The sequence below is a fragment of the Hypericibacter terrae genome (genome assembly GCF_008728855.1).
Lineage (GTDB): Bacteria > Pseudomonadota > Alphaproteobacteria > Dongiales > Dongiaceae > Hypericibacter > Hypericibacter terrae.
On sequence record NZ_CP042906.1, the window covers coordinates 5,572,162 to 5,596,412 of the forward strand.

Annotated in this window: 24 protein-coding genes and 1 pseudogene; 16 read left to right on the plus strand and 9 right to left on the minus strand. The window is 67.5% G+C overall.

From position 1 onward, the window contains the following. Window positions 1–12: 12 nt before the first annotated feature. Genes FRZ44_RS25510 through dapB form a run of 3 tightly spaced genes read right to left on the minus strand, consistent with a single transcriptional unit; the run spans window position 13 to window position 2,915 of the window. On the minus strand, window positions 13–1,323 hold the full coding sequence (locus FRZ44_RS25510; protein WP_151179835.1) for a flavin monoamine oxidase family protein: 1,311 nt from the start codon (window positions 1,321–1,323) through the stop codon (window positions 13–15). A gap of 6 nt (window positions 1,324–1,329) precedes the next feature. Then, entirely contained in the window at window positions 1,330–2,115 is a 786-nt protein-coding gene (locus tag FRZ44_RS25515) for an SDR family NAD(P)-dependent oxidoreductase (protein ID WP_151179836.1), read from the minus strand. After that, the gene (gene dapB, locus FRZ44_RS25520; RefSeq protein WP_151179837.1) at window positions 2,112–2,915 is read right to left on the minus strand and encodes a 4-hydroxy-tetrahydrodipicolinate reductase; all 804 of its coding nucleotides are present in this window, start codon (window positions 2,913–2,915) and stop codon (window positions 2,112–2,114) included. Before dapB ends, FRZ44_RS25515 begins: the two co-directional genes overlap by 4 nt. Window positions 2,916–3,157: 242 nt before the next feature. On the opposite strand from dapB, the gene FRZ44_RS25525 reads away from it, so the two are divergent. Both FRZ44_RS25525 and FRZ44_RS25530 read left to right on the plus strand, forming a co-directional pair. Next, window positions 3,158–3,550 carry a hypothetical protein gene (locus FRZ44_RS25525; RefSeq protein WP_151179838.1) on the plus strand — a complete coding sequence of 131 codons (393 nt, stop codon included), beginning with the start codon at window positions 3,158–3,160 and terminating at the stop codon, window positions 3,548–3,550. A 179-nt stretch (window positions 3,551–3,729) separates the two neighbouring features. Further along, window positions 3,730–4,479, plus strand: coding sequence for a tetratricopeptide repeat protein (locus FRZ44_RS25530; RefSeq protein WP_151179839.1), 750 nt, complete (start codon window positions 3,730–3,732; stop codon window positions 4,477–4,479). A 67-nt stretch (window positions 4,480–4,546) separates the two neighbouring features. Here the strand turns inward: FRZ44_RS25530 and dnaJ are convergent, their stop codons facing one another. Together dnaJ and dnaK are read right to left on the minus strand one after the other, a co-directional pair. Further along, the gene (gene dnaJ / locus FRZ44_RS25535; RefSeq protein ID WP_151179840.1) at window positions 4,547–5,686 is read right to left on the minus strand and encodes a molecular chaperone DnaJ; all 1,140 of its coding nucleotides are present in this window, start codon (window positions 5,684–5,686) and stop codon (window positions 4,547–4,549) included. 166 nt (window positions 5,687–5,852) lie between these two features. After that, window positions 5,853–7,802, minus strand: a complete 1,950-nt coding sequence (gene dnaK / locus FRZ44_RS25540; protein WP_151179841.1) for a molecular chaperone DnaK — start codon at window positions 7,800–7,802, stop codon at window positions 5,853–5,855. 310 nt (window positions 7,803–8,112) lie between these two features. Between dnaK and FRZ44_RS25545 the strand changes: the two genes are divergently transcribed. Then, window positions 8,113–8,349, plus strand: coding sequence for a hypothetical protein (locus tag FRZ44_RS25545; protein WP_151179842.1), 237 nt, complete (start codon window positions 8,113–8,115; stop codon window positions 8,347–8,349). A gap of 21 nt (window positions 8,350–8,370) precedes the next feature. On the opposite strand, the gene grpE is transcribed toward FRZ44_RS25545, so the two are convergent. Together grpE and hrcA are read right to left on the minus strand one after the other, a co-directional pair. Next, window positions 8,371–8,991 (minus strand): nucleotide exchange factor GrpE, encoded by a 621-nt coding sequence (gene grpE, locus FRZ44_RS25550; protein WP_225308445.1) that lies wholly within the window; start codon window positions 8,989–8,991, stop codon window positions 8,371–8,373. Between the two features lie 40 nt (window positions 8,992–9,031). After that, the gene (gene hrcA / locus FRZ44_RS25555; protein ID WP_225308446.1) at window positions 9,032–10,171 is read right to left on the minus strand and encodes a heat-inducible transcriptional repressor HrcA; all 1,140 of its coding nucleotides are present in this window, start codon (window positions 10,169–10,171) and stop codon (window positions 9,032–9,034) included. Between the two features lie 245 nt (window positions 10,172–10,416). Here hrcA and rph point away from each other — a divergent pair, with 245 nt between their 5' ends. From rph to hemW, 4 genes and pseudogenes are all read left to right on the plus strand, one after another. Continuing rightward, entirely contained in the window at window positions 10,417–11,139 is a 723-nt protein-coding gene (gene rph / locus FRZ44_RS25560) for a ribonuclease PH (RefSeq protein WP_151179844.1), read from the plus strand. Continuing rightward, window positions 11,136–11,501 (plus strand): annotated as a pseudogene (locus tag FRZ44_RS27445) (GNAT family N-acetyltransferase); the annotation flags it as partial. The gene rph and the pseudogene FRZ44_RS27445, both read left to right, overlap by 4 nt. 123 nt (window positions 11,502–11,624) lie before the next feature. Next, complete coding sequence (gene rdgB, locus FRZ44_RS27450; RefSeq protein WP_225308734.1) at window positions 11,625–12,236, plus strand: RdgB/HAM1 family non-canonical purine NTP pyrophosphatase; 612 nt, start codon at window positions 11,625–11,627, stop codon at window positions 12,234–12,236. Window positions 12,237–12,246: 10 nt separating this feature from the next. After that, on the plus strand, window positions 12,247–13,470 hold the full coding sequence (gene hemW / locus FRZ44_RS25570) for a coproporphyrinogen-III oxidase family protein (RefSeq protein WP_456077619.1): 1,224 nt from the start codon (window positions 12,247–12,249) through the stop codon (window positions 13,468–13,470). 112 nt (window positions 13,471–13,582) lie between these two features. Here the strand turns inward: hemW and FRZ44_RS25575 are convergent, their stop codons facing one another. Continuing rightward, the gene (locus tag FRZ44_RS25575) at window positions 13,583–13,801 is read right to left on the minus strand and encodes a hypothetical protein (RefSeq protein ID WP_151179846.1); all 219 of its coding nucleotides are present in this window, start codon (window positions 13,799–13,801) and stop codon (window positions 13,583–13,585) included. A 164-nt stretch (window positions 13,802–13,965) separates the two neighbouring features. Between FRZ44_RS25575 and FRZ44_RS25580 the strand changes: the two genes are divergently transcribed. Together FRZ44_RS25580 and FRZ44_RS25585 are read left to right on the plus strand one after the other, a co-directional pair. Further along, complete coding sequence (locus FRZ44_RS25580) at window positions 13,966–14,886, plus strand: transcriptional regulator GcvA (protein WP_151179847.1); 921 nt, start codon at window positions 13,966–13,968, stop codon at window positions 14,884–14,886. Window positions 14,887–14,942: 56 nt separating this feature from the next. Continuing rightward, window positions 14,943–16,331 (plus strand): tetratricopeptide repeat protein, encoded by a 1,389-nt coding sequence (locus tag FRZ44_RS25585; protein WP_151179848.1) that lies wholly within the window; start codon window positions 14,943–14,945, stop codon window positions 16,329–16,331. Window positions 16,332–16,349: 18 nt separating this feature from the next. Here the strand turns inward: FRZ44_RS25585 and FRZ44_RS25590 are convergent, their stop codons facing one another. After that, window positions 16,350–17,531 (minus strand): penicillin-binding protein activator, encoded by a 1,182-nt coding sequence (locus FRZ44_RS25590; RefSeq protein ID WP_151179849.1) that lies wholly within the window; start codon window positions 17,529–17,531, stop codon window positions 16,350–16,352. Window positions 17,532–17,551: 20 nt separating this feature from the next. Here FRZ44_RS25590 and rsmI point away from each other — a divergent pair, with 20 nt between their 5' ends. The 7 genes from rsmI to FRZ44_RS25625 all read left to right on the plus strand — a co-directional run bounded on the left by rsmI (window position 17,552) and on the right by FRZ44_RS25625 (window position 24,244). Beyond that, the gene (gene rsmI / locus FRZ44_RS25595; RefSeq protein ID WP_151179850.1) at window positions 17,552–18,562 is read left to right on the plus strand and encodes a 16S rRNA (cytidine(1402)-2'-O)-methyltransferase; all 1,011 of its coding nucleotides are present in this window, start codon (window positions 17,552–17,554) and stop codon (window positions 18,560–18,562) included. 8 nt (window positions 18,563–18,570) lie between these two features. Continuing rightward, window positions 18,571–18,966, plus strand: coding sequence for a YraN family protein (locus FRZ44_RS25600; protein ID WP_151179851.1), 396 nt, complete (start codon window positions 18,571–18,573; stop codon window positions 18,964–18,966). Window positions 18,967–19,102: 136 nt separating this feature from the next. Next, window positions 19,103–19,759 carry a BON domain-containing protein gene (locus tag FRZ44_RS25605; RefSeq protein ID WP_191908299.1) on the plus strand — a complete coding sequence of 219 codons (657 nt, stop codon included), beginning with the start codon at window positions 19,103–19,105 and terminating at the stop codon, window positions 19,757–19,759. 31 nt (window positions 19,760–19,790) lie between these two features. Then, window positions 19,791–20,672, plus strand: coding sequence for a SirB1 family protein (locus FRZ44_RS25610; protein WP_225308447.1), 882 nt, complete (start codon window positions 19,791–19,793; stop codon window positions 20,670–20,672). Between the two features lie 130 nt (window positions 20,673–20,802). Further along, the gene (locus tag FRZ44_RS25615) at window positions 20,803–22,116 is read left to right on the plus strand and encodes an FAD-binding oxidoreductase (protein WP_225308448.1); all 1,314 of its coding nucleotides are present in this window, start codon (window positions 20,803–20,805) and stop codon (window positions 22,114–22,116) included. Beyond that, window positions 22,113–22,862, plus strand: a complete 750-nt coding sequence (locus FRZ44_RS25620; RefSeq protein ID WP_151179853.1) for an SDR family NAD(P)-dependent oxidoreductase — start codon at window positions 22,113–22,115, stop codon at window positions 22,860–22,862. Before FRZ44_RS25615 ends, FRZ44_RS25620 begins: the two co-directional genes overlap by 4 nt. Window positions 22,863–22,963: 101 nt before the next feature. After that, window positions 22,964–24,244 (plus strand): NAD(P)/FAD-dependent oxidoreductase, encoded by a 1,281-nt coding sequence (locus FRZ44_RS25625; protein WP_151179854.1) that lies wholly within the window; start codon window positions 22,964–22,966, stop codon window positions 24,242–24,244. Window positions 24,245–24,251 lie beyond the last annotated feature (7 nt).

Below are 24,251 nucleotides of genomic sequence, written 5' to 3' on the forward strand. Positions count from 1 at the left end.
CGCTTCAAGGAATTATTGGTTCTTCCCGAGCGCGCGGGCGATCTCGTCGGCCGCGGCTTCGCCCGAGGTGACGGCCCCTTCGAACCATCCGGCATGGGCCGGCGCGAAATCGGAGCTGGCGAAAGCGAGGCGCCCTTCCGCGCGCCAATTCTCATGCTCGAAGAGCGCTTCCGATCCCGCGATCGCCGAGACCCAGGTCCCCAGCGAATGGGGATCGGCGATCCAGTCATGCCAATCGACGGCGAGGATCTGGGCTTCGGGAAAGAAGCGCGCCATGGCGATCTCCGCGTCGCGCGGCATTGCGGGCGTCCAGCCGTCGGCGGCGACGCCGAAGCCCACCAGCAGCGTCGCGCCATCGGCCGATGGGCGTTCGGCGAACAACCATTCGATGCCACTTCCGCTGCCGCCGCCGGTGGCGAGGATTCCGACCGGAACGCCGGTCGCCTTGACCCAGATCTTCACCGCGCGGCCGATATGGCCCTTGGCGATCGCCTCCGTCTTGCCGGCGCTCAGGCCCGGGTCGAACCGGATATTGCGCATCGGGTTCAGGCCCGTCGCGATCACTGCCGCCCTCGCCTCGAGCGATGTGCCATCGGCGAGCGTCGCGACGATTCCGTCCGCTTGGCAACGGATCGAGGCGACCGGACGGCTCTGGAGGAGCGTCGCGCCTGAGGCCGCGATCATCCGGGCGGAGAGTCCCGAGACGCCGCCCACCAGCGTCTCGACCCAGACATCGATCATGGCATCGGTCAGGCCTTCGCCATAAGCGCTGCTGCCGAGCAGCTCCGAGGCGGGGGCGACGCTCTTCTCGGCATTGCCCGAGACCGTCCACCAGGCGCTCAGGAGATCGCGGGTCGCCGGGGGCGGATCGAGGCGATCGAGATAGTCGATGAAACTGACCCCGGCGATCGGCCGGCCCTTCTCGTCCTTGTCGTGGCCCGATTTCAGCAGGATCGCGTCGGCCGCGATCCGTGCGATCACCCGCTCGTGGCGGTTGCGATCCTCGGGCGAGGTCGGTCCGTCGCGATGGAGCGCGCCGTCGCGATACCAGCGCCGTTCGGTGACGGCCGCGCGCGGTCGCAACGCCACCCCATGCCGGCGGCAATGCTCGCGGATGCGCGCATGGGACGGCGTGATCCAGCCGCCGCCGAACTCGAGCGATTCCTCGCTTCCCGCGAAGCCGCGGGCAAAACCACGCCCGCCGGTGCGGTCGCGTGCCTCGATCACCGTGACCTTCAAGCCGCGCGCGGTGAGCGCCGATGCGGCCGAGGCGCCGGCGAGGCCGGCGCCGACCACGATGACGTCGCTCGAAGCGCTGGCCATCAGCCCCTAGCCCTGCACCGAATAGCCGCCATCGACCGTGATCGTGGCGCCGGTGATGAAGTCGGAGGCCGGGGCCGACAGGAACACGGCGACGCCGGCCATGTCGCGCGGCTCACCCCAGCGCCGCGCCGGCGTGCGGGCCTCGATGCGCTCATGCAAGCCTTCGACCTGGCGGCGCGCATCGCGCGTCAGGTCCGTGTCGATCCAGCCCGGCAGCACGGCGTTCACCTGGATATTGTCTTTGGCCCAGGCGGTCGCCAGCGCCTTGGTGAGCTGCACCACCCCGCCCTTGCTCGCCGCATAAGGCACCGCGAAGGAGGCGCCGAAGATCGACATCATCGAGCCGATATTGACGATCTTGCCGCCGCCGGCCTGGCACAAGGCGGGATAGGCCGCCTGGCTGCAGAGGAAGCTGCCGGTGAGATTGATGTCGAGCACCCGGTGCCACTCCTCGGCCGAGTAGCTCTCCGGGACCTTCCGGATATTGATCCCGGCATTGTTGATCAGGATGTCGAGCCGGCCGAAGCGCGCGACCGTCGCCTCGACCAGCGCCCGGCAGGAGGCGGCGCCGGTCACATCGACGGCGATGGAGACGGCCTTGGCGCCCGTGGCGGCGAGCTCCTTGACCGCCGCCTCGCTCTTGACCTCGTCGCGCGCGGCCACGACCACCATCGCCCCCGCGTCGGCCAGGCCCTTCGCCATGCCGAGCCCGATGCCGCGATTGCCGCCGGTGACGATCGCGATCTTGCCGGTCAGGTCGAACAGCGCCGGCGCGGAGGAACTCGCGCTCACAGCCCCAGCACATCCTTCATGGCATAGAGGCCGGGCGGCTTGCCCTGGGCCCAGATCGCGGCCTTGACGGCGCCGCGTGCGAAGATGGCGCGCGAGGTGGCGATATGGCCGATCTCGATCCGCTCGCCCTCGGCCGCGAAGATGACGCGATGCTCGCCCACGACGTCGCCACCGCGGAGCGTGGCGAAGCCGATATCGCCCTTGCGCCGCTCACCGGTGATGCCGTCGCGCGACCGCTGCGCCACGCTGTCGAGCGACACGCCCCGGCCCTTGGCCGCCGCGCGGCCGAGCCCCAGCGCCGTGCCGGAGGGCGCATCCACCTTATGGCGGTGATGCATCTCGACGATCTCGATATCCCAGTCGGTATCGAGCGCCTTCGCCATCTGCTCGACCAGCAGCATGGCGAGATTGACGCCGAGGCTCATATTGGGGGCGAGCACGATGGGCGCGCGCTTGGCCGCCGCCTCGATGGTGGCGCGCTCGGGTGCCTCGAGGCCGGTGGTGCCGATGATATGGGCGTGGCCGTGCTTGGCGGCGAGGCTCGCATGGGTCGCGGTCGCCGCGGGTGCCGTGAAATCCAGGACCGCGTCGGCGCCCGCGAACAGCGCGTCGGAATCGGTGGTGAGGACGACCCCGGCGGGCTCGATCCCGGCGAGCTTGCCCAGATCCTGGCCGAGCGCCGGATTGCCGGGCCGCTCGGTGCCGCCGGCAATGACGCAGCCGGGCGTGGCCGCGATGGTCGCCAGCAGCATGCGCCCCATGCGCCCTGCCGCTCCGACGACGCCGATCCTGGTGGCCATGGTCCCCGCCTTCCGTCCGATCATGACGGTTCGATGTTGTTGGAGGGGCATTTAGCCGGGCGGCAAGCGGCGGCGCAAGATCGAGCGCCCAAGATTGAGATACAACTCATAATTGGGTATAGTAAACCTACAAATAACAAGGGTTGAGTGGGAATAGGCCTATGCGGCACTGTTCACCCCCAGTTCGCCTTCGCCAAATTGGTCTTGCTCTCACCGCGGCATGGCTCGTCCTTGCGATCGCGATGGTCCCCGCCGCCGCGGACAACCTCGGTGTCGCTGGAACCTGGACAGTTCTCATTCCGGACGCGTTTCCCAGATTTATCTTCACCTGGCGAATAGCGGCGGATGGCAGCTATGACGAAGATGGCCGCAACAGCGCGACGGAAAGACGGATTCAGCCGACGTTTCATGGCCGGTGGACGCTCGAGGGGGAAAGGCTGGTCCTGCGTCAGACCGAATACAACTATGTCTTCGACGGGACCCTGTCGAGAACGAGCTATGCGGGCGACCTCTACTTGGAAGGGGTGCTCGTGTCGCGCTTTTGCGCGGCGAAAGGCGAGACCGCGCCAAAACGCTGCTGGCAAGCTCCTCTCATATCGGACGCAACCGCACCGCCAGCCTGGCTGGAGGAGTAACCGCGAAGGCCGATGAGATCTGTCGGGTTGCACGACGGTATAGATCGATGCGGCGGTCGGCCGCCGGCAGCAACCGCCCCATGCGTCCGGCCGCTCCGACGAGGCCGATCGGACGCGGATCTGGTGACGGCCCATGAGATCGACCGCGACGCCGAGTGGCGCAACGAAAGGATCAGGTGATGATGACCAAAGGGGCTCTCCGGCCGCTGGGCTTCGCCATCGTTGGGTTGCTGCTGATGCTGCAGGCCTGCGCTTCCCCAGCCCCATCCGCCACGGCTTGCAAGGGCACGACCGCCGAAGATCATTATGAATGCGGTTATGACTATCAGTATGAGCTACGCGACTATCCCGCGGCCATTCGCGAATATAGCGAGGCCCTCCGTCTCCGGCCCGACTATCCCTATGCCCTGAACAATCGAGGGCTGGCCTATCGTCGCAGCCACGACCCGGATGCCGCGATCCTCGATTTCACGGCGCTCATCGAACTGCATCCGCAGGAGATTTTCGCCTACAACAACCGGGCCAATGCCTATCTCGACAAGGGCGACCGGCAAGCGGCCTTCAGCAATCTGACCAAGGCCCTGGAGATCGATCCGACGTTTGCCGATGCCTATTACGGGCGCAGCAATCTGTATGACGGCGCAGAGAAAACCGAAGGCGCGCTCCACGATCTCACCGAGGCGATCCGGTTCTATGGCGAAGCGGCCGCTCATCCGCCGAGCGAGCGCGTCAGATCCTGGTTTGAGAACGGCCGGTATGGCGAGGCTTCGGCTCTCAATCCCAAGATCCGCGAGATCGATGAATATCTGGCGGATGCCTATTATGTACGGTCGCGCGTTTACGCAGAGGCCGGTGACATGGCGAAGGCGAACGCCGACCTCGACGAAGCGAGGCGCATCGACCCGACAGTCGTGCAGCGGAATCACTAGGAGGTCGCTCTGCGAAAGGGCCCGGGGCTGGCACCGACCGTGGCACTCTCGACGAAAGCCCTAAATCCTACTCCTTCAGCTCCTGCCAGAACTCCTTCACCTTGGCGAAGAAGCCCTCGGCCTCGGGGCTGTAGGGCTTGCCCTTGGTGGCGGCTTTGTCGAACTCGCGCAGCAGCTCCTGCTGCTTCTTGCTCAGATGCACCGGCGTCTCGACCGCGAGATGGACATAGAAATCGCCGCGGTGATTCTGGCGCAGCACGCTCATTCCCTTGCCCTTGAGGCGGAACTGCTGGCCGGTCTGGGCGCCGGCCGGGATCTGCAGCCGCACGCGGGTGCCGTCGATGCCGGGCACCTCGATCGGGCCGCCCAGCGTGGCGGTCACCATCGAGATCGGCACCTTGCAATGGAGATCGGCGCTGTCGCGCTCGAACAGCTTGTGCGGCTCGATCGAGAGGAAGATGTAGAGGTCGCCCGGCGGCGAGCCCCGCAGGCCCGCCTCGCCTTCGCCCGCGAGCCGGATGCGGGTGCCGTCCTCGACGCCCGGCGGCACATTGACATTGAGGTTCTTGTCGCGGCGCGTGCGGCCCGAGCCGCCGCAGGTCTTGCAGGGCTTCTCGATGACGCGACCGGTGCCGGCGCAGTGCGTGCAGGTCCGCTCCATGGTGAAGAAGCCCTGCGTCATGCGGGTCCGGCCCGAGCCATGGCAGACCGGGCAGGAGATCGGATGGGCGCCCTTTTCGCCGCCCGAGCCGCCGCAATCATCGCATTTGACCGAGGAGGGCACCCGCACGGTCGCGGTCTTGCCGGCGAAGGCCTCCTCGAGCGTGATCTGCATGTTGTAGCGGAGATCGCCGCCGCGCGAGGTCGCCTGGGGCCCGCGGCCGCGGCCGCCGACGAACTCGCCGAACATCTCCTCGAAGATGTCGGCGAAGCCGCCCGCCCCGAACCCGGCACCGCCGCCGGCGCGGGGACCGGCCCCGTTCTCGAAGGCGGCATGGCCGTAGCGGTCGTAGGCCGCGCGCTTCTGCTCGTCCTTCAGGATCTCGTAGGCTTCGCTGATTTCCTTGAACTTATGCTCGGCCGCCTTGTCGCCGGCATTGCGGTCGGGATGGAACTTCATGGCCGCTGCGCGATAGGCCTTCTTGATGGCCTCCCCGCTCGCGTCCTTCGCCACTCCGAGGGTCTGGTAATAGTCCTGTTTGGCCATGGTCGTCGGATGTCGTCGCTTGTCGGAGCTTAGGGCTCGAAGGTTGAAAGACCGTTTTCACATAACAGAAACGGGGCCGGCGAGCGATGGAGCATGATCTGAATACTCCCCCAAGGCCCGCCGGCCCCGTCGTTATCCCGTCTCTCTGGTCCGAACCGGGTGTCGGTTACGCCTTGTTCTTGCGGTTTTCGTCGACTTCCTCGAAGTCGGCGTCGACGACACCGTCCTTGGGCGCGCCGGTCCCGCCGGCACCCGCACCCGCACCCGGACCCGCCGACCCGCCACCGGGGCCGCCGGCCTGGGCTTCGGCTTCCTTCTGCTTATAGAGCTGCTCGCCCAGCTTCATGGCGAGCTGCATCAGGGCCTGGGTCTTGCTCTCGATCGCGTCCTTGTCTTCGCCCTTCAGCGCTTCCTTGAGATCGGCCGAGGCCGTCTCGATGGCGCTCTTGTCCGAGGCCGCGACCTTGTCGCCCGCCTCGGCCACCGACTTCTCGGTCGAGTGGATCAGGCTGTCGGCGTTGTTGCGGGCCTCGATCAGCTCCTTGCGCTTCTTGTCCTCGGCGGCATGGGCCTCGGCATCCTTCACCATCTTCTGGATGTCGGCCTCGTTGAGACCGCCCGAAGCCTGGATCCGGATCTGCTGCTCCTTGCCGGTGGCCTTGTCCTTGGCCGAAACCTGGACGATGCCGTTGGCGTCGATGTCGAAGGTCACCTCGATCTGCGGCACGCCGCGCGGTGCCGACGGCAAGCCCACCAGGTCGAACTGACCCAGGATCTTGTTGTCGGCCGCGAGCTCGCGCTCGCCCTGGAAGACCCGGATGGTGACCGCGTTCTGATTGTCTTCGGCGGTCGAGAACACCTGGCTCTTCTTGGTCGGGATCGTGGTGTTGCGCTCGATCAGGCGGGTGAACACGCCGCCCAGCGTCTCGATGCCGAGCGATAGCGGGGTCACGTCGAGGAGGAGGACGTCCTTGACCTCGCCCTTGAGCACGCCGCCCTGGATCGCCGCACCGATGGCCACGACCTCGTCCGGATTGACGCCCTTATGCGGCTCGCGGCCGAAGAAGGACTTCACCGTCTCCATCACCTTGGGCATGCGGGTCATGCCGCCGACCAGCACCACTTCGCTGATCTCGGAGGCCTTCAGACCGGCATCCTTCAGGGCCGCGCGGCAGGGCTCGATCGTCTTCTGGATCAGATCGTCCACCAGCGCTTCGAGCTTGGCGCGCGTCAGCTTGATGTTGAGATGCTTCGGGCCGCTCTGGTCCGCCGTGATGAAGGGCAGGTTGACCTCGGTCTGCATCGAGCCCGAAAGCTCGATCTTCGCCTTCTCGGCCGCTTCCTTCAGGCGCTGCAGGGCCAGGCGATCCTTGCGCAGATCGATGCCCTGCTCCTTTTTGAACTCGTCCGCGAGATAGTCGATGATGCGCGCATCGAAATCCTCGCCGCCGAGGAAGGTATCGCCGTTGGTCGACTTCACCTCGAACACGCCGTCGCCGATCTCGAGCACGGAAATGTCGAAGGTGCCGCCGCCGAGGTCATAGACCGCGATGGTGCCCGCACCCTTCTTCTCCATGCCGTAGGCGAGAGCGGCCGCGGTCGGCTCGTTGATGATGCGCAGCACTTCAAGGCCCGCGATGCGGCCGGCGTCCTTGGTCGCCTGGCGCTGCGAGTCGTTGAAGTAGGCCGGGACCGTGATGACGGCCTGCGTGACCTTTTCGCCGAGATAGCTCTCGGCGGTTTCCTTCATCTTCTGCAGGATGAAGGCCGAGACCTGCGAGGGCGAATATTTCTTGGTGTGGCTCTCGACCCAGGCATCGCCATTGTCGCCCGGAATGATCTTGTAGGGGACGAGGCCCTTGTCTTTCTGGGTCAAGGGATCGTCATAGCGCCGACCGATCAGGCGCTTGATCGCGAACAGGGTGTTTTCCGGATTGGTCACCGCCTGGCGCTTGGCGGCCTGGCCGACCAGACGCTCGCCGGACTCGGCGAATGCCACCATCGAAGGCGTCGTCCGCGCGCCTTCCGCGTTCTCGATGACCTTGACGTCCTTGCCTTCCATGACGGCAACGCAGGAGTTGGTCGTACCGAGATCGATGCCGATAACTTTGCTCATCTCTTCCTCATTTCCATGGCAGGTCCGCCCGCGGCCTTCTCGGGTTGGCGAAGCACCGCCCGGGACCCCCGAATTTCAAGCTACCCTGCGGCACCCGGCAAAGCCCGGTACCGCTTGGGAAAATGACCTTTCGGCCCGACGGATATATAGGCGCCAATGGCCGGGACGCAAGCACCTGATGGTCGCAGAAACGCCAGATTCTGCGTCCTGCCGACATGATCGCCGATCCTTCCGGGCCCCCTCGCCCCGCCGGGGGCCCGCTCCTATGCTGGCCCCCGCTTCCGACGATGAGCGCCAAACGCCAGGAGTCATGATGAACGGTCCGGGGTCCGATCCGAGAAGCAGCGGCATCTATCGCATCATCCGGGTCGTGTTCGGGGCCGATCTGGTGATCGGGGTTGCCCTGGCCGCGGCCGGCTACTGGCTCTGGGACCGGGTCGAAATCTGGACCGCCGGCCTCGGCCTCGCCGCCGTCGGGCTGCTGATGTTGCTGCTCTTTCCGATCCTGATGCGCCGTTCCGGCAGGCCCGATATCAACCGCAACTGATCGGCGGCGTCGGCCCCTTTATCACGCCACCGTATCGATCCGGCTGCCGGGCTGGGTGCCTTCGCCGTTCGGGCGGGTGCCGGCGGGCTCGGCCTTGGCGACGCCGACCATGGCCGCGCGCAGCAGGCGGTCATGCATCACATAGCCGGGCTGCAGCACCTGGACGATGGTTCCGGCGGGCTGGCCCGTGCCCGGGACTTCGAACATTGCCTGATGCAGGTTGCTGTCGAACTTCTCGCCCAGCGGCTCGATGCGCTTGATGTTGTGGCGCTCGAAGGCCGAGAGCAGCTGGCGCTCGGTCGCGGCGACGCCGTCATAGAGCGTCTTCAGGGCGGGATCGCTGTCGAGCTGCTCAGCCGGGATATGCTGGAGCGCGCGGCCCAGATTGTCGGCCACCGCCAGCATGTCCTTGGCGAAATTCGAGGCGGCATAGCGCTGCGCGTCCTCGCGCTCGCGCTGGCCCCGCCGGCGCACATTCTCGGTCTCGGCCAGCGCCCGCAGCAGCTGATCCTTCAGCCGGGCAGCCTCGGCCCGGGCTTCCTCGAGCAGGTCGACGCCCGGCGCCTGGCCCGCCGTTTCGGCCGGCGCAACGCTGTCATTGGCGGGCGCGGGCGCGCCCTCGTCTCTCTTCTCGTCCGTCATGCTCATCCCTTGGGTCTGCGGATCCGGCGATCGGCCGGGATCAGGACCGGGTTATGGGGTCCCCGGGCGGCCGGATCAAGGTCCCACCGGTCCCTAAAACGCGCCCGATCACCTTGGCGGTATAGTCTACCATCGGGATGATCCGCGCGTAATTGACGCGGGTCGGGCCGATCACGCCCACCGCCCCCACGATCCGTTCCTCGGAATCGCGGTAGGGGGCGATCACGACCGAGCAGCCCGAAAGGCTGAACAGTTCGTTCTGGGCGCCGATGAAGATCTGGATGCCCTCGGCCCGGTCGGCCGCGTCGAGCAGCCGCGCCAGCGATTCCTTGGTCTCGAGGGCGGCGAACAGCGCCCGCACCCGTTCCAGGTCGGCCATCTCCTTGACGTCTTCGAGCAACCGCGACTGGCCGCGGACGATGAGCGCGCCGTCCTTGTTGCCGCCGGCCCAGCTGGCGAGGCCCGCCGACACCACCTTGGCCGCGAGCTGGTCGAGCTCGGTGCGCTGGCTCGCGATCTCGGCCATGATCTCGGCGCGCGCGCCGTCGAGCGTGCGGCCCACCAGCTTCGCCACGAGATAATTGCCGGCCTCGATCAGCGAGGAGGGCGGCAGCCCGATCGGCAAATCGAGAATGCGGTTCTCGACGATGCCGTCCTCGGTGACCAGCACGGCCAGCGCGCGGCCCGGCCCCAGATGCACGAACTCGATATGTTTCAGCGGCCGCGCCGATTTCGGCGCCACCACCAGGCCGGCGCAATGCGACAGCCCCGCCAGCATCTGCGTCGCCTGCTCCAGCACCTGCGGCAGGCTGCGGCCCGAGGCCGCGCACTGGCTGTCGATGGTCTGGCGCTCGTCTTCGGTGAGGCCGCCGATCTCCAGCAACCCGTCCACGAACATGCGCAGGCCCAGTTCCGTCGGCAGCCGGCCGGCGGAGGTATGGCGCGCATAGAGCAGGCCCGCTTCTTCCAGGTCGGCCATCACATTGCGGATGGTCGCCGGCGACAGGCCCATGCCCAGCTTGCGCGAGATCGTGCGCGAGCCCACCGGCTCGCCGGTCTCGACATAGGCATCGACGATGTGACGGAAGATCTCGCGCGAGCGCTGGCTGAGCTCGGCAACGGCGTCGGGGCGACCCGGCGCCTGAATCGTCCGTTTGACCGAAAGGGGCGTTGTCATCATGGGTTCCTGGCGCGTCACGAAAAGGTAGTAACGCAGGCCATGCCCGTCAATGCAACGGCTGCGGGGCCGCGGCGCCGGACCCCGCGGGGGCTGGCCCGGACAATGGGGGTGAACGCAGGCGCCCGAAGCCGGTTCCCGGGCGGTTCATGGGAAAGCCCGGCAAAACTGGACCGGTCGGACGTCAGAGGATAGGTTGCGGCCTCGAACGCCAGATCCTGAAACCCTTTCCTCCAGGCCCTTGATCCATGCGCCCTTCCGGTCGCGCGCCCGACGCGCTTCGCTCCGTCCGTCTCGATGTGAATGTCAGCAAATATGCGGAAGGCTCTTGCCTCGCCGTCTTCGGCGACACCCAGGTGCTCTGCCTGGCGACCGTCGAGGAGAAGGTGCCGCCCTTCCTGCGCAATTCGGGCAAAGGCTGGATCACGGCCGAATATGGCATGCTGCCGCGCGCGACCAACGAGCGCATGGAGCGCGAGGCCGCAAAGGGCAAGCAGAGCGGCCGCACCCAGGAGATCCAGCGGCTGATCGGCCGGTCTTTACGCGCCGTCATCGATCTGGGCGGTTTCGGCGAGCGCCAGATCCGGCTCGATTGCGATGTGATCCAGGCCGATGGCGGCACCCGCACCGCCGCCATCACCGGCAGCTATGTGGCGCTCCATATCGCGTTCGCCCATATGCGCAAATTGGGCGCCATGCCGGCGATGCCGCTCAAGGACCATGTGGCCGCCATCTCCTGCGGCATCTTCCAGGGGACACCGGTGCTGGACCTCGACTATGCCGAAGACAGCAATGCCGACGCCGATGCCAATTTCGTGCTGACTGGTGCCGGCCAGATCGTCGAGATCCAGGGCACCGCCGAGAAGAAGGCGTTCACCGAGGCCGAGTTCCACCAGCTCTTCCAGCTCGCGCGCACCGGCATCGGCCAGCTGGTCGAGCTGCAGCGCGAGGCGATCAAGAAAGCCGGATGAGCGGGACGGCGCCGCAGATCGATATCAGGATCGAGGCCGAGCCCGATCCCGACCGGCGCCGCGCGATCGTTCACGGCATCCTCTCCGCCCTGCCCGACTGGTTCGGCATTCCCGAGGCCATCGAGCATTACGCCGAGGAAGCCGGCGGCCTGACGCTGCTGGCGGCACGACGCGATGACGATCTCTTGGGCTTCGTCACTCTCAAGCCGCAGAGCGCCTATGCGACCGAGCTCCATTGCATGGGCGTGTTACGCGCGCATCATCGCCTCGGTATCGGAAGGCGCCTGTTGCGCGCCGCCGAAACCAGTCTTCTGGCCCGAGGCGTCGAGTTCCTCTCGGTCAAGACCTTGGCGCCCGAAGCCAACTGGGCGCCCTATGACGCGACGCGGGCCTTCTATCGGGCGATGGGGTTTCGTCCGCTCGAAACATTTCCCGGCCTATGGTCGGTAGAAGATCCCTGCCTCATGATGGTGAAAGCTCTGCGCATGGCGCGACGGTTCGACGGTAAGACGCTGGTGGTGGCAAGCCACAACCAGGGCAAGGTCAGGGAGATCGCCGAGCTGCTCCGGCCCTTCGGGGTCGAATCGGTCTCGGCCGCGACCCTCGGCCTCCCCGAGCCCGAGGAGACCGAGACGAGCTTTCGCGGCAATGCCGAGCTCAAGGCCCGCGCCGCGGCCATCGGCGCCAAGCTGCCGGCGCTGGCCGACGATTCCGGCCTCGCGGTCGATGCGCTCGAGGGCGCCCCGGGCATCTATTCGGCGCGCTGGGCCGGCGAGAGCCGCGATTTCGGGGCCGCGATGAAGAAGGTCGAGCAGGAACTGGCCGCGCGCGGTGCCACCTCGCCGAAGGACCGGCGCGCCCGCTTCATCTGCGCGCTCTCGCTCTGCTGGCCCGACGGCCATTGCGAGACTTTCGAGGGCAAGGTCGAGGGCACCCTCGCCTTCCCGCCCCGCGGCTTGCGCGGCTTCGGCTACGACCCCATCTTCATCGCCGACGGCCGGACGATCACCTTCGCCGAGATGGACCCGGCCGAGAAACACGCCATCAGCCACCGCGCCGACGCCTTCCGCCAGCTGGTGGCCGCCTGTTTCGCCTGAGAAGAACCGGATGAACCCGACGACGCAGAGAATGACGGTGCCGAACGAAGGCGCCGGAGCCGTGCCCGTGCCGGGCGGCTTCGGGCTCTATATCCATTGGCCCTTCTGCAAGTCGAAATGCCCCTATTGCGATTTCAACAGCCATGTCCGCGCCGCGATCGACGAGACGCGCTGGCGCGACGGGCTGCTGCGCGAGCTCGATCACTATGCGGCCGAGATCGCGGGCGCGGGCGGGTCCCCTCGCCGGCTCGACAGCATCTTCTTCGGCGGCGGCACACCCTCGCTGATGGCGCCCGACACGGTCGCGCGGCTGATCGAACGCGCGCGCCGGCACTGGACCTTCGCCCCCGACATCGAGATCACGCTCGAGGCCAACCCGACTTCCGTCGAGGTGGCGCGCTTTCGTGCGCTTTCCCAGGCCGGCGTCAACCGCGTCTCGATCGGCATCCAGGCGCTCGACGATCATTCGCTAAAATTTCTCGGCCGCCAGCATAGTGCTTCCGAGGCGCTGCAAGCCTTCGAAGCCGCGCGTGAGAATTTCCCGCGCTTCACCTTCGACCTGATCTATGCGCGGCCCGGCCAAACGCCGGCACAATGGCGCGAGGAACTGAAAGCAGCATTGTCACGCGCCGGCGGTCATCTCTCGCTTTATCAATTGACGATCGAGCCCGGCACGGCGTTCGAAGGTGCGGTCGCGCGGGGCGAGTTCGCGATTCCCGACGAGGCGACGCAAGCCGCCCTCTATGAGATCACGCAGGAGCTGACCGAGGCCGCGGGTCTGCCGGCCTACGAGATCTCGAACCATGCGCGGCCCGGCGAGGCCTCGCGGCATAACCTCGTCTATTGGCGCTATGGCGATTATGTCGGCGTCGGTCCCGGCGCCCATGGCCGCCTCACGCTGGGCGGGCACAAATGGGCGACGCGCCAGCATCGCGCCCCCGAGCCCTGGCTCGACATGGTGGAGCGCGGCGGCCATGCCACGCGCCAGCGCGACGAGGTCCCGGCCGAAGCGCGGCTCGAGGAGATGTCCCTGATGGGCTTGCGCCTGAGCGAAGGAATCGCACGAAAGCGCTTCATCGACGAGACAGGTTCCGAACCGGAGGCCCTGTTCGACCGCGCCAAGCTCGACCGACTCATCGCCGGCGGGTTCCTGACGCTCGACGCCTCGGGCCTGAAGGCCACGGCCGAGGGCCGCCAGCGCCTCAACGCCCTGCTCCCCGCGCTCCTCGGCTGACAGGCCTGCGCCCCTAAAAGCGAAAGGGCCCGCCGTCAGAAACGGCAGGCCCTTGGGTCGGTGGTCATCGCTGTTTATCCGGGCGGGGTTTGTCCCGCCCGTCCCTGGGAGTTCAGCCGCAGCCGACCGGGCTGTGGTTCGAACCATGGCGAAGGCGCGAGACGCCGTTCGTCAGGGCCGAGATGCCGCTGTCGATACCTTCGAGCAGCTTGTAGGTGCCGGCCGCGATGTCCAGCGAGAGCGGGTCCCGCAGGCTGTTCTGCGGCTGCGAGGCCGTCCGGTCCGAGCCGAACCAGGTTTGGACCAAGCCATCAAAGAAACGATCGATCATGACAATCTCCATCCGTTTGGCCGGCACCCTTCGACTTAATAAATCCTTCATTGAAGGAACGTCGGTGCCGGCTCCTTGGACGTGAAGATGGGCGAATTTCCGCCATTTGACAAACGAGACCTTCTACCCTAGAAGATTAGAAAATCTATCCTGAAGGAGAGGGTATGAATTCCTTTCCGCTCAATGCGTTGCGGGTCTTCGAGGCGGCCGCCCGGCATCTTTCCTTCGCCAAGGCCGCAGAAGAACTGCATGTGACCCCGGCCGCGGTCAGCCAGCAGATCAAGACCCTGGAGGCCCGGCTCGGCCAGCCTTTGTTCCGCCGGCTGAACAGGCGGCTGATGCTGACCGACGCCGCCCAGCTCTGCCTGCCCGGCCTGCGCGAGGGGCTGGACCGGATCCAGGCGGCCATGCGGCTGGTCACCCGGTCCCATATGAACACCCTGACGGTCTCCTCGGCACCGACCTTCGCCGCGCGCTGGCTGGTGCCGCGGCTCGAGCGCTTCGCCGCGCGCCATCCCGAGATCGAGCTCCGGATCGACGCCACCGACCATGTGGTGGATTTCGCCGTCGAGCCGATCGACATCGCGATCCGCTATGGCGCCGGCCATTATCCGGGCCTGCGCGTCGACAAGGTGATGAGCGCCCCGGAATATCCGGTCTGCAGTCCGAAACTGCTCGAAGGCCCGCACCCCTTACGCAAGCCCGAGGACCTGAAATATCACACGCTGCTCCACAGCGATGTGCAGCCCGACAGCGACCTCTATCCCAACTGGCGGATGTGGCTCCTGGCGGCGGGCGTCAAAGGTGTCGACCCGACCCGGGGTCCGCGCTTCTCGCCCGAGACCATGGCGATCGACGCGGCGATCAAGGGGCAGGGGGTGGCGCTGTCCAGTCTCGTCATCGTCCAGGACGAGATCGCGGCCGGCCATCTGGTGAAGCCCTTCGACGTGATGCTGAAGCTGCAATTCGCCTATTACCTGGTGGCGCCGCGGGCGACCGCCGACCGGCCGGCGGTGAAGGCCTTCCGCGAATGGCTGCTGGAGGAGACGAGGGTCATCCGCGAGGCCGAGCCGAAAGCGGCCTGACGCTTTCGGCGGGCGAGCGCTATGCTTGGGCCTCGCGGCGCTTGAGGAGGACGCGCGTGGCACTCACCGATCGCTGGGGCGAGCCGACCGATACCGACAACCGGGCCGCCCTCGAGGCCTATGAGCGCGCCGTGCAGGGCATGGTCGCGCTGAGCGGCGATCCGCTGGCCGAGATCCGTGGCGCCGTCGCGATCGAGCCGGGCTTCGTGCTCGGCCATCTGGTCGAGGCCCTGTTCCATCTCTATCCGATGACGCGCGCGCAAAGCCAGGAGGCGCTGGGCAGTCTCGCGCGCGCGGAGGCGGCGTTGCGGCCGACGACGCCGGCGCGACTGCGCGGCCATCTCCATGCCGCGCGCGCCTGGTCGAGCGGCCACTGGCAGGATGCGACGGCCGCCTGGGAAGCGGTGCTGCTCGATCACCCGCATGACCTGCTCGCGGTCAAAGTGCTGCAGGATCTTTATTTCTTCCTGGGCGACGCCGCCAACATCCGCGACACCGTCGCGCGCGTGCTGCCCAACTGGAGCGAGGCCGAGCCGGGTTACAGCTATCTCCTCGGCATGCTGTCCTTCGGACTCGAGGAGAACGGCGATTATCAGCAGGCGGAACGGATGGGCCGGGGGGCGATCGCCCGCGATGCCTACGATCCCTGGGCCCATCACGCGATCGCCCATGTCCTGGAAATGCAGGGCCGCGTCGGCGACGGCATCGCGTTCCTCTCGGGTGGCGCGCCCTACTGGGCGCAGAGCTTCTTCGCGGTGCATAACTGGTGGCATCTCGCGCTCTACGAGCTGGACCAGGGCGACGGCAATGCCGCGCTCGATCTCTATGACGGACCCTTGCGCGGCGGCGTCAGCGATCAGCCGCTCGACCTGGTCGATGCGTCGTCGTTGCTCTGGCGCCTGAAGCTGGTGGGGTTCGAGGCGGGGCAGCGGCGCTGGCAGGCGCTCGCGAAGCTCTGGCTGCCGCATGCCGAGGACATGGTCTATTGCTTCAACGATGCGCACGCGATGATGGCCTTCGTCGGCGCGGGCGAGGATCGGCAGGCCGAAGCGCTGCGCGCGCGGCTCGCCGCCCGCGCGCTGGGGCAGGACAGCAATGCGATGATGACCCGCGAGGTCGGGCTGCCTCTGGCCGAAGCCCTCATCGCCTATGGCCAGGGCCGCGACAGCGAGGCGGTGGATCTGCTTCTCTCGATGCGCCGCAAGGCCCATCTCTTCGGCGGCAGCCATGCGCAGCGCGATCTGATCGAGCAGACGCTGCTGGCCGCGGCGATCCGCTGCGGCCGGCGTCATCTGGCGCGGGCGCTCGCCGGCGAGAGGCTGGGCCGCAAGGAGACCAGTCCCGGCAATTGGCGCTGGATGGCGCGCGCCTGGCGCAGCCTCGGCCAACCTGCGCAAGCGGACGCCGCCGACCGGCGGGCGCGCAAGCTGACCCAGTTGAACTGATTCCGTCGAGCGGCGGCGTCAGGCGCCTGGCGGGGGGAAGCTCTGCGGCGCCGGATCGATGACGCCGAAGGCGCCGGTCTGGATCTCATAGATGGCGAGCCCCCGTTCGACCGTGCCGTCGGGACGGAAGCGGAAGATGCCGTCGATGCCGGCGAATCCGTCGGGGCCCGTCAGGGCGCTGTCGTCGATGCGCGGGTGATTCGGATCGCGCGTCAAGGCGCCGGCCAACAGCGTCGCGTCATAGGCGACGCTGGCGATGCGCGGCGGCTGGGTACCGTAGTTCGAGCGATAGCGATTGGCGAAACCGGCCCAGGCCAGGTTGTCCGGGGCCGCGAAGATGCCGCCCACCAGCGCCGGCTCGCGCAGCAGCGCCTGATCGTTCCAGAGCGAGGTGCCGAGCAGATGCACCTTGGTCTGATCGAGGCCGTAATAGGAGAGGAGGGGCGCCACCAGATGCAGCACGTCGCCGCCCTCGGGAATCATCAGCGCGTCGAAGGTGCCCTTGGCATTGCCGAGCCGCTGCAGGAAGGGCGAGAAGTCGGAGGTCCCCGTCGGATAAAACTGGACCGCCGCGAGCGTTCCGCCGGTCGCCAGCACGGACTGCTGCAACTGTCCGACAACCGTGCGCCCGAAGGCCGTGTCCGGCACCAGCGCCGCGATCCGCTTGCGGTCGAGCGTCGCCGCGTAGCGGACCACGCGATCGACCTGAAGCTGCGGCAGGATGCCCATGACATAGACGCCGGTGCCCGCGACCGAACGGTCGGTCGAGAAGGCGATCATCGGCACCTGCGCGTTGCGCACCGCGGGCGAAGCCTGGGTGACGGCGGAGGCGAAGATCGGCCCCAGCACCAGCTGCGCCCCGGCAGCGACCAGCTGCTGCGAGGCGGCGGCGGCACCGCCGGCCTGCTCGGTGTCGCGCACCTCGAGCGAGAGATTGTCGCTGCCGGATTCGAACAGGGCCATCTCGGCCGCCTGCAGCATCGCCTGGCCGAGGCCCGCATTGCTGCCGGAGAGCGGCAGGAGCAGCCCGACCTTGGCGGGGCCCTGCGGTACGGGCGCCGGCGCTGGCGCGGGTGTCGGCTCCGGTGCCGGGGGCGGCTCCGTCGCCTGTTGCGTCGGCGGCGGGGCCGTTACAGTCTTCGGCGCGCAGCCGGCGAGCAGGCCCGCCGCCATCAACGCGGCGATGACGGGCAGGGCCACGCGGCGGGCGGGAGCGAAGAATGGCCAAGCGGGCAGAGGGCGGGCGAGGGCGAGGGAAGGCGACACGGGCCGTGCGCTCCGGCGTCGATGAGGATGATGAGACCGAGCCTAGCGATCAGGTCCGGTCAAGTAAACCCGAGCCATCCGCGGCGACGCCGGGCGAACGGGAGAAGATCGGCGGATCGCCGGCGCCAGGCCTGCATCTGGTGGCGACGCCGATCGGCAATCTGGGCGACATCACGCAACGCGCCCTCGAGCTGCTGCGGACGGCGGATCTGATCGTCTGCGAGGATACGCGCGTCACCGCGAAGCTCCTCGCGCGCTACGGCATCGCCACGCGGATGCTGCCTTACCATGAGCATAATGCCGAGCGCATGCGGCCCGAGCTGCTGCAGCGCCTGGCCGAGGGCCGGGCCATCGCGCTGGTAAGCGACGCCGGCACGCCGCTGGTGTCCGACCCCGGCTATAAGCTGGTGCGCGAAGCGATCGCGGCGGGCCATGAGGTGACGGCCCTGCCCGGCGCTTCCGCCTCCCTGACGGCACTGCTGCTCTCAGGCTTGCCGCCCGATCGATTCTTCTTCGCCGGTTTCCTGCCCGCCAAGAGCGGCGAACGCCGGCGCGACCTGGCCGGGCTCGCGGCCATTCCTTCCACGTTGATCTTCTATGAAAGCGCCAACCGGCTGGCCGAGTCGCTGGCCGACATGCGCGCCGCCCTGGCCGACCGGCCGGCGGCCGTCGCCCGCGAGCTGACCAAGCTGCATGAGGAGGTCCGGCGCGGCAGCCTCGGGGCCCTCGCCGATCACTATGCGAAGGCGGGGCCGCCCAAGGGCGAGATCGTCATCGTGGTGGGGCCGCCTCTGGCCGAGACAACGGCGGTCTCCGAGGCCGACCTCGACCGCGCGTTGAAGCAGGCGCTGGCGCATATGAGCCTGAAGGATGCGGCAACGGCGGTCGCGGCCGCCACCGGCCGGCCCCGCCGCGAGATCTATGCCCGGGCCCTGGCCCTCGCCGGCGCCGACAGGGACGCGTGAGCGCCCGCATGGACCCGCAGCCCCGCGAGCGGATCGAGAAGCGCCGGGCGGCGCTGCGCCGCGGTGCGGGCGCCGAGACGCTCGCCTGCTGGTGGCTGCGGCTCAAGGGCTATCGCATCCTCGGCCGCAATCTGCGGCTGGGGGTGGGCGAGATCGACATCCTCGCGCGGCGCGGCGATCTCCTGGTGGCGATCGAGGTCAAGCATCGTCCCGATCTCCTGACCGCGGGCGAGGCGATCGACCGGCGCGGCCGCGAGCGCATTGCCCGCGCGCTGTCGCGCTGGCTGGCGCAGCATCCGCGTCTCGCCGATCTCGATCTTCGCTTCGATGCGATGCTGATGGTGCCGGGCCATTGGCCCCGTCACCTGACGGACGCCTGGCGTCCGGATGGACGCTCCTCCTGACTCGTATTTGCCGGATTTCTTGGCGTGACAAGGGAATCGCGGTCTAGAATCCGGCCCGATTCGCATGATGGCGCCGGCCCACGCTCTCACCCGCCGCCCTGGACGCGTGCGCCGTTTTCCGGGGCCCGCTTTGGGCATGCTCCTGCTATTGCCGGTCCTCGCCGGTTGCAGCCCGATCGGCACCGCCGAGACCGTCGGCGTCTTCGTCGCGGTGCAGGCGACGCAGGAGCGGGGCCTCGGAACCGCTCTTTCCGACGATCTCATCTGGACCAAGGTGCAGGCGCGCTGGCTCGACAACGATCCCGACATGTTCATGCGGGTGCGGCTGCAGATCCAGGAGGGACGGCTGCTCCTGACCGGCGTGGTGCAGCGGCCGACCGCCCGCGTGAACGCGGTGCGCCTCGCCTGGGAGGTCGAAGGGGTGAACGAAGTGATCGACGAGATCCAGGTCTCGGAACCCCTCGATGTCGGCCAGGCGCTCCAGGATCAGTGGATTGCCCAGGATCTGCGCAACCGGATGCTGCTGGACAGCGCCGTGCGCTCGGTCAATTACAGCGTCGAGGCCGTCGACGGCATCCTCTATCTCATGGGAATTGCACAGGACAAAACCGAGCTGCAGCGCGTTATTGACCATGCACGCGACATTTCCTATGTCCGGAGGGTGACGAGTTGGGTCCGCATCAAGGGCGAACCGCCCCCGCCTTTGCCCGCCCAGACCGAACCCGCCCAGGGCCCGACCGGGCCCGAGCCCACCATTCCCGCGGTCAAAGCCACCACCACGGCCGCCTCGTAATCCTCATTTTCGTGGATCGAATCAACCCTTTATGACGTTCTCGGCTGATTCACCCACCGTCTCGACCGGCCTGCCCTGGCCGGAGGCGATGCCGGCACGCGACTATCTGACCCTGATCGGGACGGCGGCGGAGGATCAGGTCGACTTGGCCGCGGCGGCGCTGGCGTTGGCTTCCCTCGACCGCCCCCAGGCCTCGCTGGGGGATGCGCGCTCGCATTTGTCGGGCCTCGGCCCGTCGGTCGCGGCGGCCTTCGACGCCGTCGGCCGCGACGATCTGCGGGCCCGCAGCTTTGCGCTGGCGGCGGCCCTGGCCCGGCAGGAAGGATATGACGGCGACCGCGATCACTATGACGATCTCGCCAATGCCAATTTGATCTCGGTGATCGAGCGCCGCCGCGGCCTGCCGGTGGCGCTGGGCATCGTCTATCTCCATGCCGCCCGGCTCCAGGGCTGGGCTGCGGTCGGCCTCGATTTCCCCGGGCATTTCGTGATCCGCCTCGAATATGAGGGCGAGCGTGCCATCCTCGATCCTTTCAATGGCGGTGCGGTGCTGGCCGTCGCCGATCTACGGCGCCTGCTCAAGGCCGCCCACGGTCCCACCGCCGAACTCGAGACGCGCCACTACAATCCGCTACCCGACCGCGCCGTGCTGCTGCGCCTCGAGAACAACGTCAAGCGTCGCCTGATCGCGGCCCGCGCGCTCAGCGGCGCTGCCGAACATGTGCGCCGCATGCTGCTGGTGGCGCCCGACGAGGTCGGCCTCTGGCGGGAGCTGGGCTTGATCGAGGCCGAGAGCGGCAATCTCAAGGCCGCGACCGCGGCGCTGGAACGCTTCGTGGGCATGGCCCCCGAAAGCGCCGAGCGCCAGCAGGCGCGCAAACTGATCCAGGAACTGAAGTCGCGGCTGCACTGACCGACCCCAGCGGGCCGCTCCATCGGGGCCGGGTTGGGTTGGCATTTCCAGATTTCCGGAAAGCGCGTAGCCTCCCGTCCTCGGATCTCCGGGCCCGTGCGCAAAACAGTTCAGACGAGAGGAAGCCGGTTTGCCGCTGGAGAGCGTTGAAGGGTGGGGACGCTTTCACAAAGGTTTGCACCATGTCTCGCGCCCGGCCTTCCTCGATTCCGCCCGCGCCGAGATCGAGCGGGGAAACCTGCCCACCCTCGCCTATGGACAGGGGCGCAGCTATGGCGATTCCTGCCTGAATGCGAATGGGCGCCTGATCGAGACCCGCTTCCTCGACCGGATCCTCGCCGCGGATTGGCGGACAGGCGTCGTTCGCGTGGAGGCGGGGTTGACCCTCGATGAGCTGCTGCGGATCTCGGTCCCGCGCCATTGGTTCCCGCCCGTCTGTCCCGGCACGAAATTCGTCAGCATCGGTGGTGCTGTCGCCAATGACGTGCATGGCAAGAATCATGAAACCGCGGGAACGATCGGCGCCCATGTCAGGGCCATCGGACTCGCCCGCTCGAACGGCGATCTGCTGGAGTTGTCGCCGTCGCAAAACGGCGCGATGTTCGCGGCCACGATCGGCGGCCTCGGGCTCACGGGCCTCCTCCTCTGGATCGAGCTGCAGCTGGCGCCCATCGGCTCCGCCTGTTTCGAGACCGAGACTTTGCCGCTGTCGGGTCTGGACGGATTCTTCCGGATCGCCGAGGAAGACGGCGATTGGAGCTATTCCGCGGCCTGGATCGATGGCCTGGCGAAGGGGGCCCGGCTCGGGCGCGGCCTCTATCGGCGCGGCCGGCATGCCGATGCCGGCGGATTCGAGATCCACCGGAATCCCTCTTTCGCCGTGCCGTTCGACATGCCGGCCTGGTCGCTGAATTCGCACGCCCTGCGCGCCTTCAATGCGATTTACTGGAACCGGCCTTGGGCTTTGGGCCGGAAAAGGATCCATTACGATCCCTTCCTCTTTCCGCTCGATGGAATTCACCGCTGGAATCGGCTTTACGGCAGGCGGGGATTCTTTCAGCAGCAATGCGCCATTCCGACGGCTTCCGCGCCGGCTGCGATCCGGAAGCTGCTGACACTCGCCGCCCGGCGGAGCGAAGGTTCGTTTCTCGCCGTGCTGAAGAAGTTCGGCTCCCGGGCATCGCCGGGAATTCTTTCGTTCCCGACGCCCGGCGCCACGCTCGCGCTCGATTTTCCCAATCTCGGCGCGAGCACGTCGGCCTTGTTGGAGGCGCTGGCCGATATCGTGCTCGAATCCGGCGGCCGGCTCTATCCCGCCAAGGATGCGACCATGTCGTCCCAGCATTTCCAGGCCGGCTATCCGGACTGGAGAACGCTCGAGGCGCAGCGCGACCCCGCCTTCATCTCCGATTTCTGGCGCCGCGTGACGGGGATTGCGGCATGAGCACAGCGCGCCATCTGCTCGTTCTGGGCGCGACATCGGCGATCGCCCAGGCCTATGCCCGCCGATGCGCGGGCGAGGGCCTCCGCTTCACGCTGGTCGGCCGGCGCGAGAGCAGCCTGCGCGAGATCGCGTCGGACCTCGTGGCGCGCGGCGCCGCGGCAGCGGACGTCGTCGTCGCCGATCTCGCGGACGTGAGCGCCGTCGAGAACCATGCCGAAGCGATACGGTCCCGCTTCGGCGAGCCCGACGAGATCCTCATCGCCCATGGGGTTCTCGGCCGCATGCCGGACGCCGTCTCGGATCTGTCGCAGGCGCGCCGGCTGCTCGAAGCCAATTTCTCCAGCGCCGTCTTGTGGACGCTGGCGCTGCTCAAGAACCGGAAGCCCGACGCGCCGCTTTCGCTGATTGCCCTCGGCTCTGTCGCCGGCGACCGCGGCCGGGCGAAGAACCCGGTCTATGACGCCGCCAAGGGCGGGCTGGACATCTTCTTGCAAGGGCTTCAGCGGCGCTATGACGGCAGCCCGGTGCGCATCCTGATCGTCAAGCCCGGCCCGGTCGATACGCCGATGACCGCGACGCTGGAGAAGAAGGGCCCCTTCCTGTCGTCGCCCGACCGGGTCGCCGCCGACATCCGCAGGGCGGCCCTGCGCGGCCAGCGCATACTCTACACGCCCTGGATCTGGTGCCCGATCATGCTGATCATCCGCCATCTGCCGTGGTTCGTCTTCCGCCGGCTCCGGATCTGACGGTTCATGACCGCCCTTTCCAAGACACCGATCTCCGGCGCCGCCGGTCTCGAAGCCTTTCGCCAGCCCGTCCGTTCCGGGTTCCTGCTGGAGCTCCGACCTTGAGCCGCATCGTCGTCGTCGGCGCCGGAGTCATGGGCCTTGCCGCGGCCTATCACGCCGCGAAGCGCGGCCACGAGGTGACGGTTCTCGAGGGCGCGCCGGAGGCCGGCGGCATGGCTGCCCATTTCGATCTCGCCGGGCTTTCCATCGAGCGCTTCTATCATTTCGTGTGCAAGGCGGATCGGCCCCTGTTCACTCTGCTGTCCGAGCTCGGGCTCGCCGACACGGTGCGGTGGGTGCCGACCTCGATGGGTTATTATTTCGACGGCGCGCTTCATCCCTGGGGCGATCCGGTTTCGCTGCTTCGCTTCGATGGGCTCGGGCCCGTCGAGAAGATCCGTTACGGGCTGATGATGGCCTTGTCGGCGTGGCGCAGGGAGGCGGGCCGTCTCGAGACCGTTTCCGCAAGGGAATGGATCACCGCCTGGTGCGGGCGCCGCGTCTATGAGCGGATGTGGGCGCCGCTCTTCAGGCTCAAATTCCACGAATATGCGGACGACATCTCGGCGGCCTGGGTCTGGAGCCGGATCAAACGCATCGGCAGCTCGCGTCGTTCGATGTTCGAGGAAGAGCTGGGTCACATCGAGGGCGGATCGGAGACTCTGATCACGGCCCTGGTGGACGCGATCGCCCAGTGCGGCGGGAAGATCCGCCTTTCCATGCCGGCGACGCGTATCGACATCGGCGACGGCAGGGTGAGGGGCGTCGAAGCCGGCGGCGCCTATCTTGCCGCCGATGCCGTGATCTCGACCGTTCCGACTCCCCTCGTGAACGATCTGATTCCCGGCCTGCCGGCCGAAGCACGGGCGCGTTACGAAGCGATCCGGAATATCGGCGTGGTCTGCGCGGTGTTCCGCCTGAGGACGTCCGTCACGCCGCATTTCTGGGTCAATATTGCCGACCCGCGCTTCGAGATCCCCGGGATCATCGAGGCCTCGCGCCTGCGAAAGGTCCCGGATACGGTCGTCTATGTTCCCTACTACATGCCACAGACTCATCCGAAGTTCCGGCGGCCGGACGATTTTTTCCGGGCCGAGGCGTTCGGATATCTGAAGCTGCTCAATCCGTCATTGCGCGACGACGACCTCATCGCCTGCCATATCGGGCGCCTGCGATACGCGCAGCCCATATGCCCGCCGGGATTTGCCGCGATGCTGCCGCCTGTCCAGACTTCCGTCGCGGGCCTGCAGATCGCCGACACCTGCTTCTATTACCCGGAAGATCGCGGAATCTCGGAAAGCGTGCGTCTCGGCGGCCTGATGGCGCAACGGGTGGCCTGACGTCGCG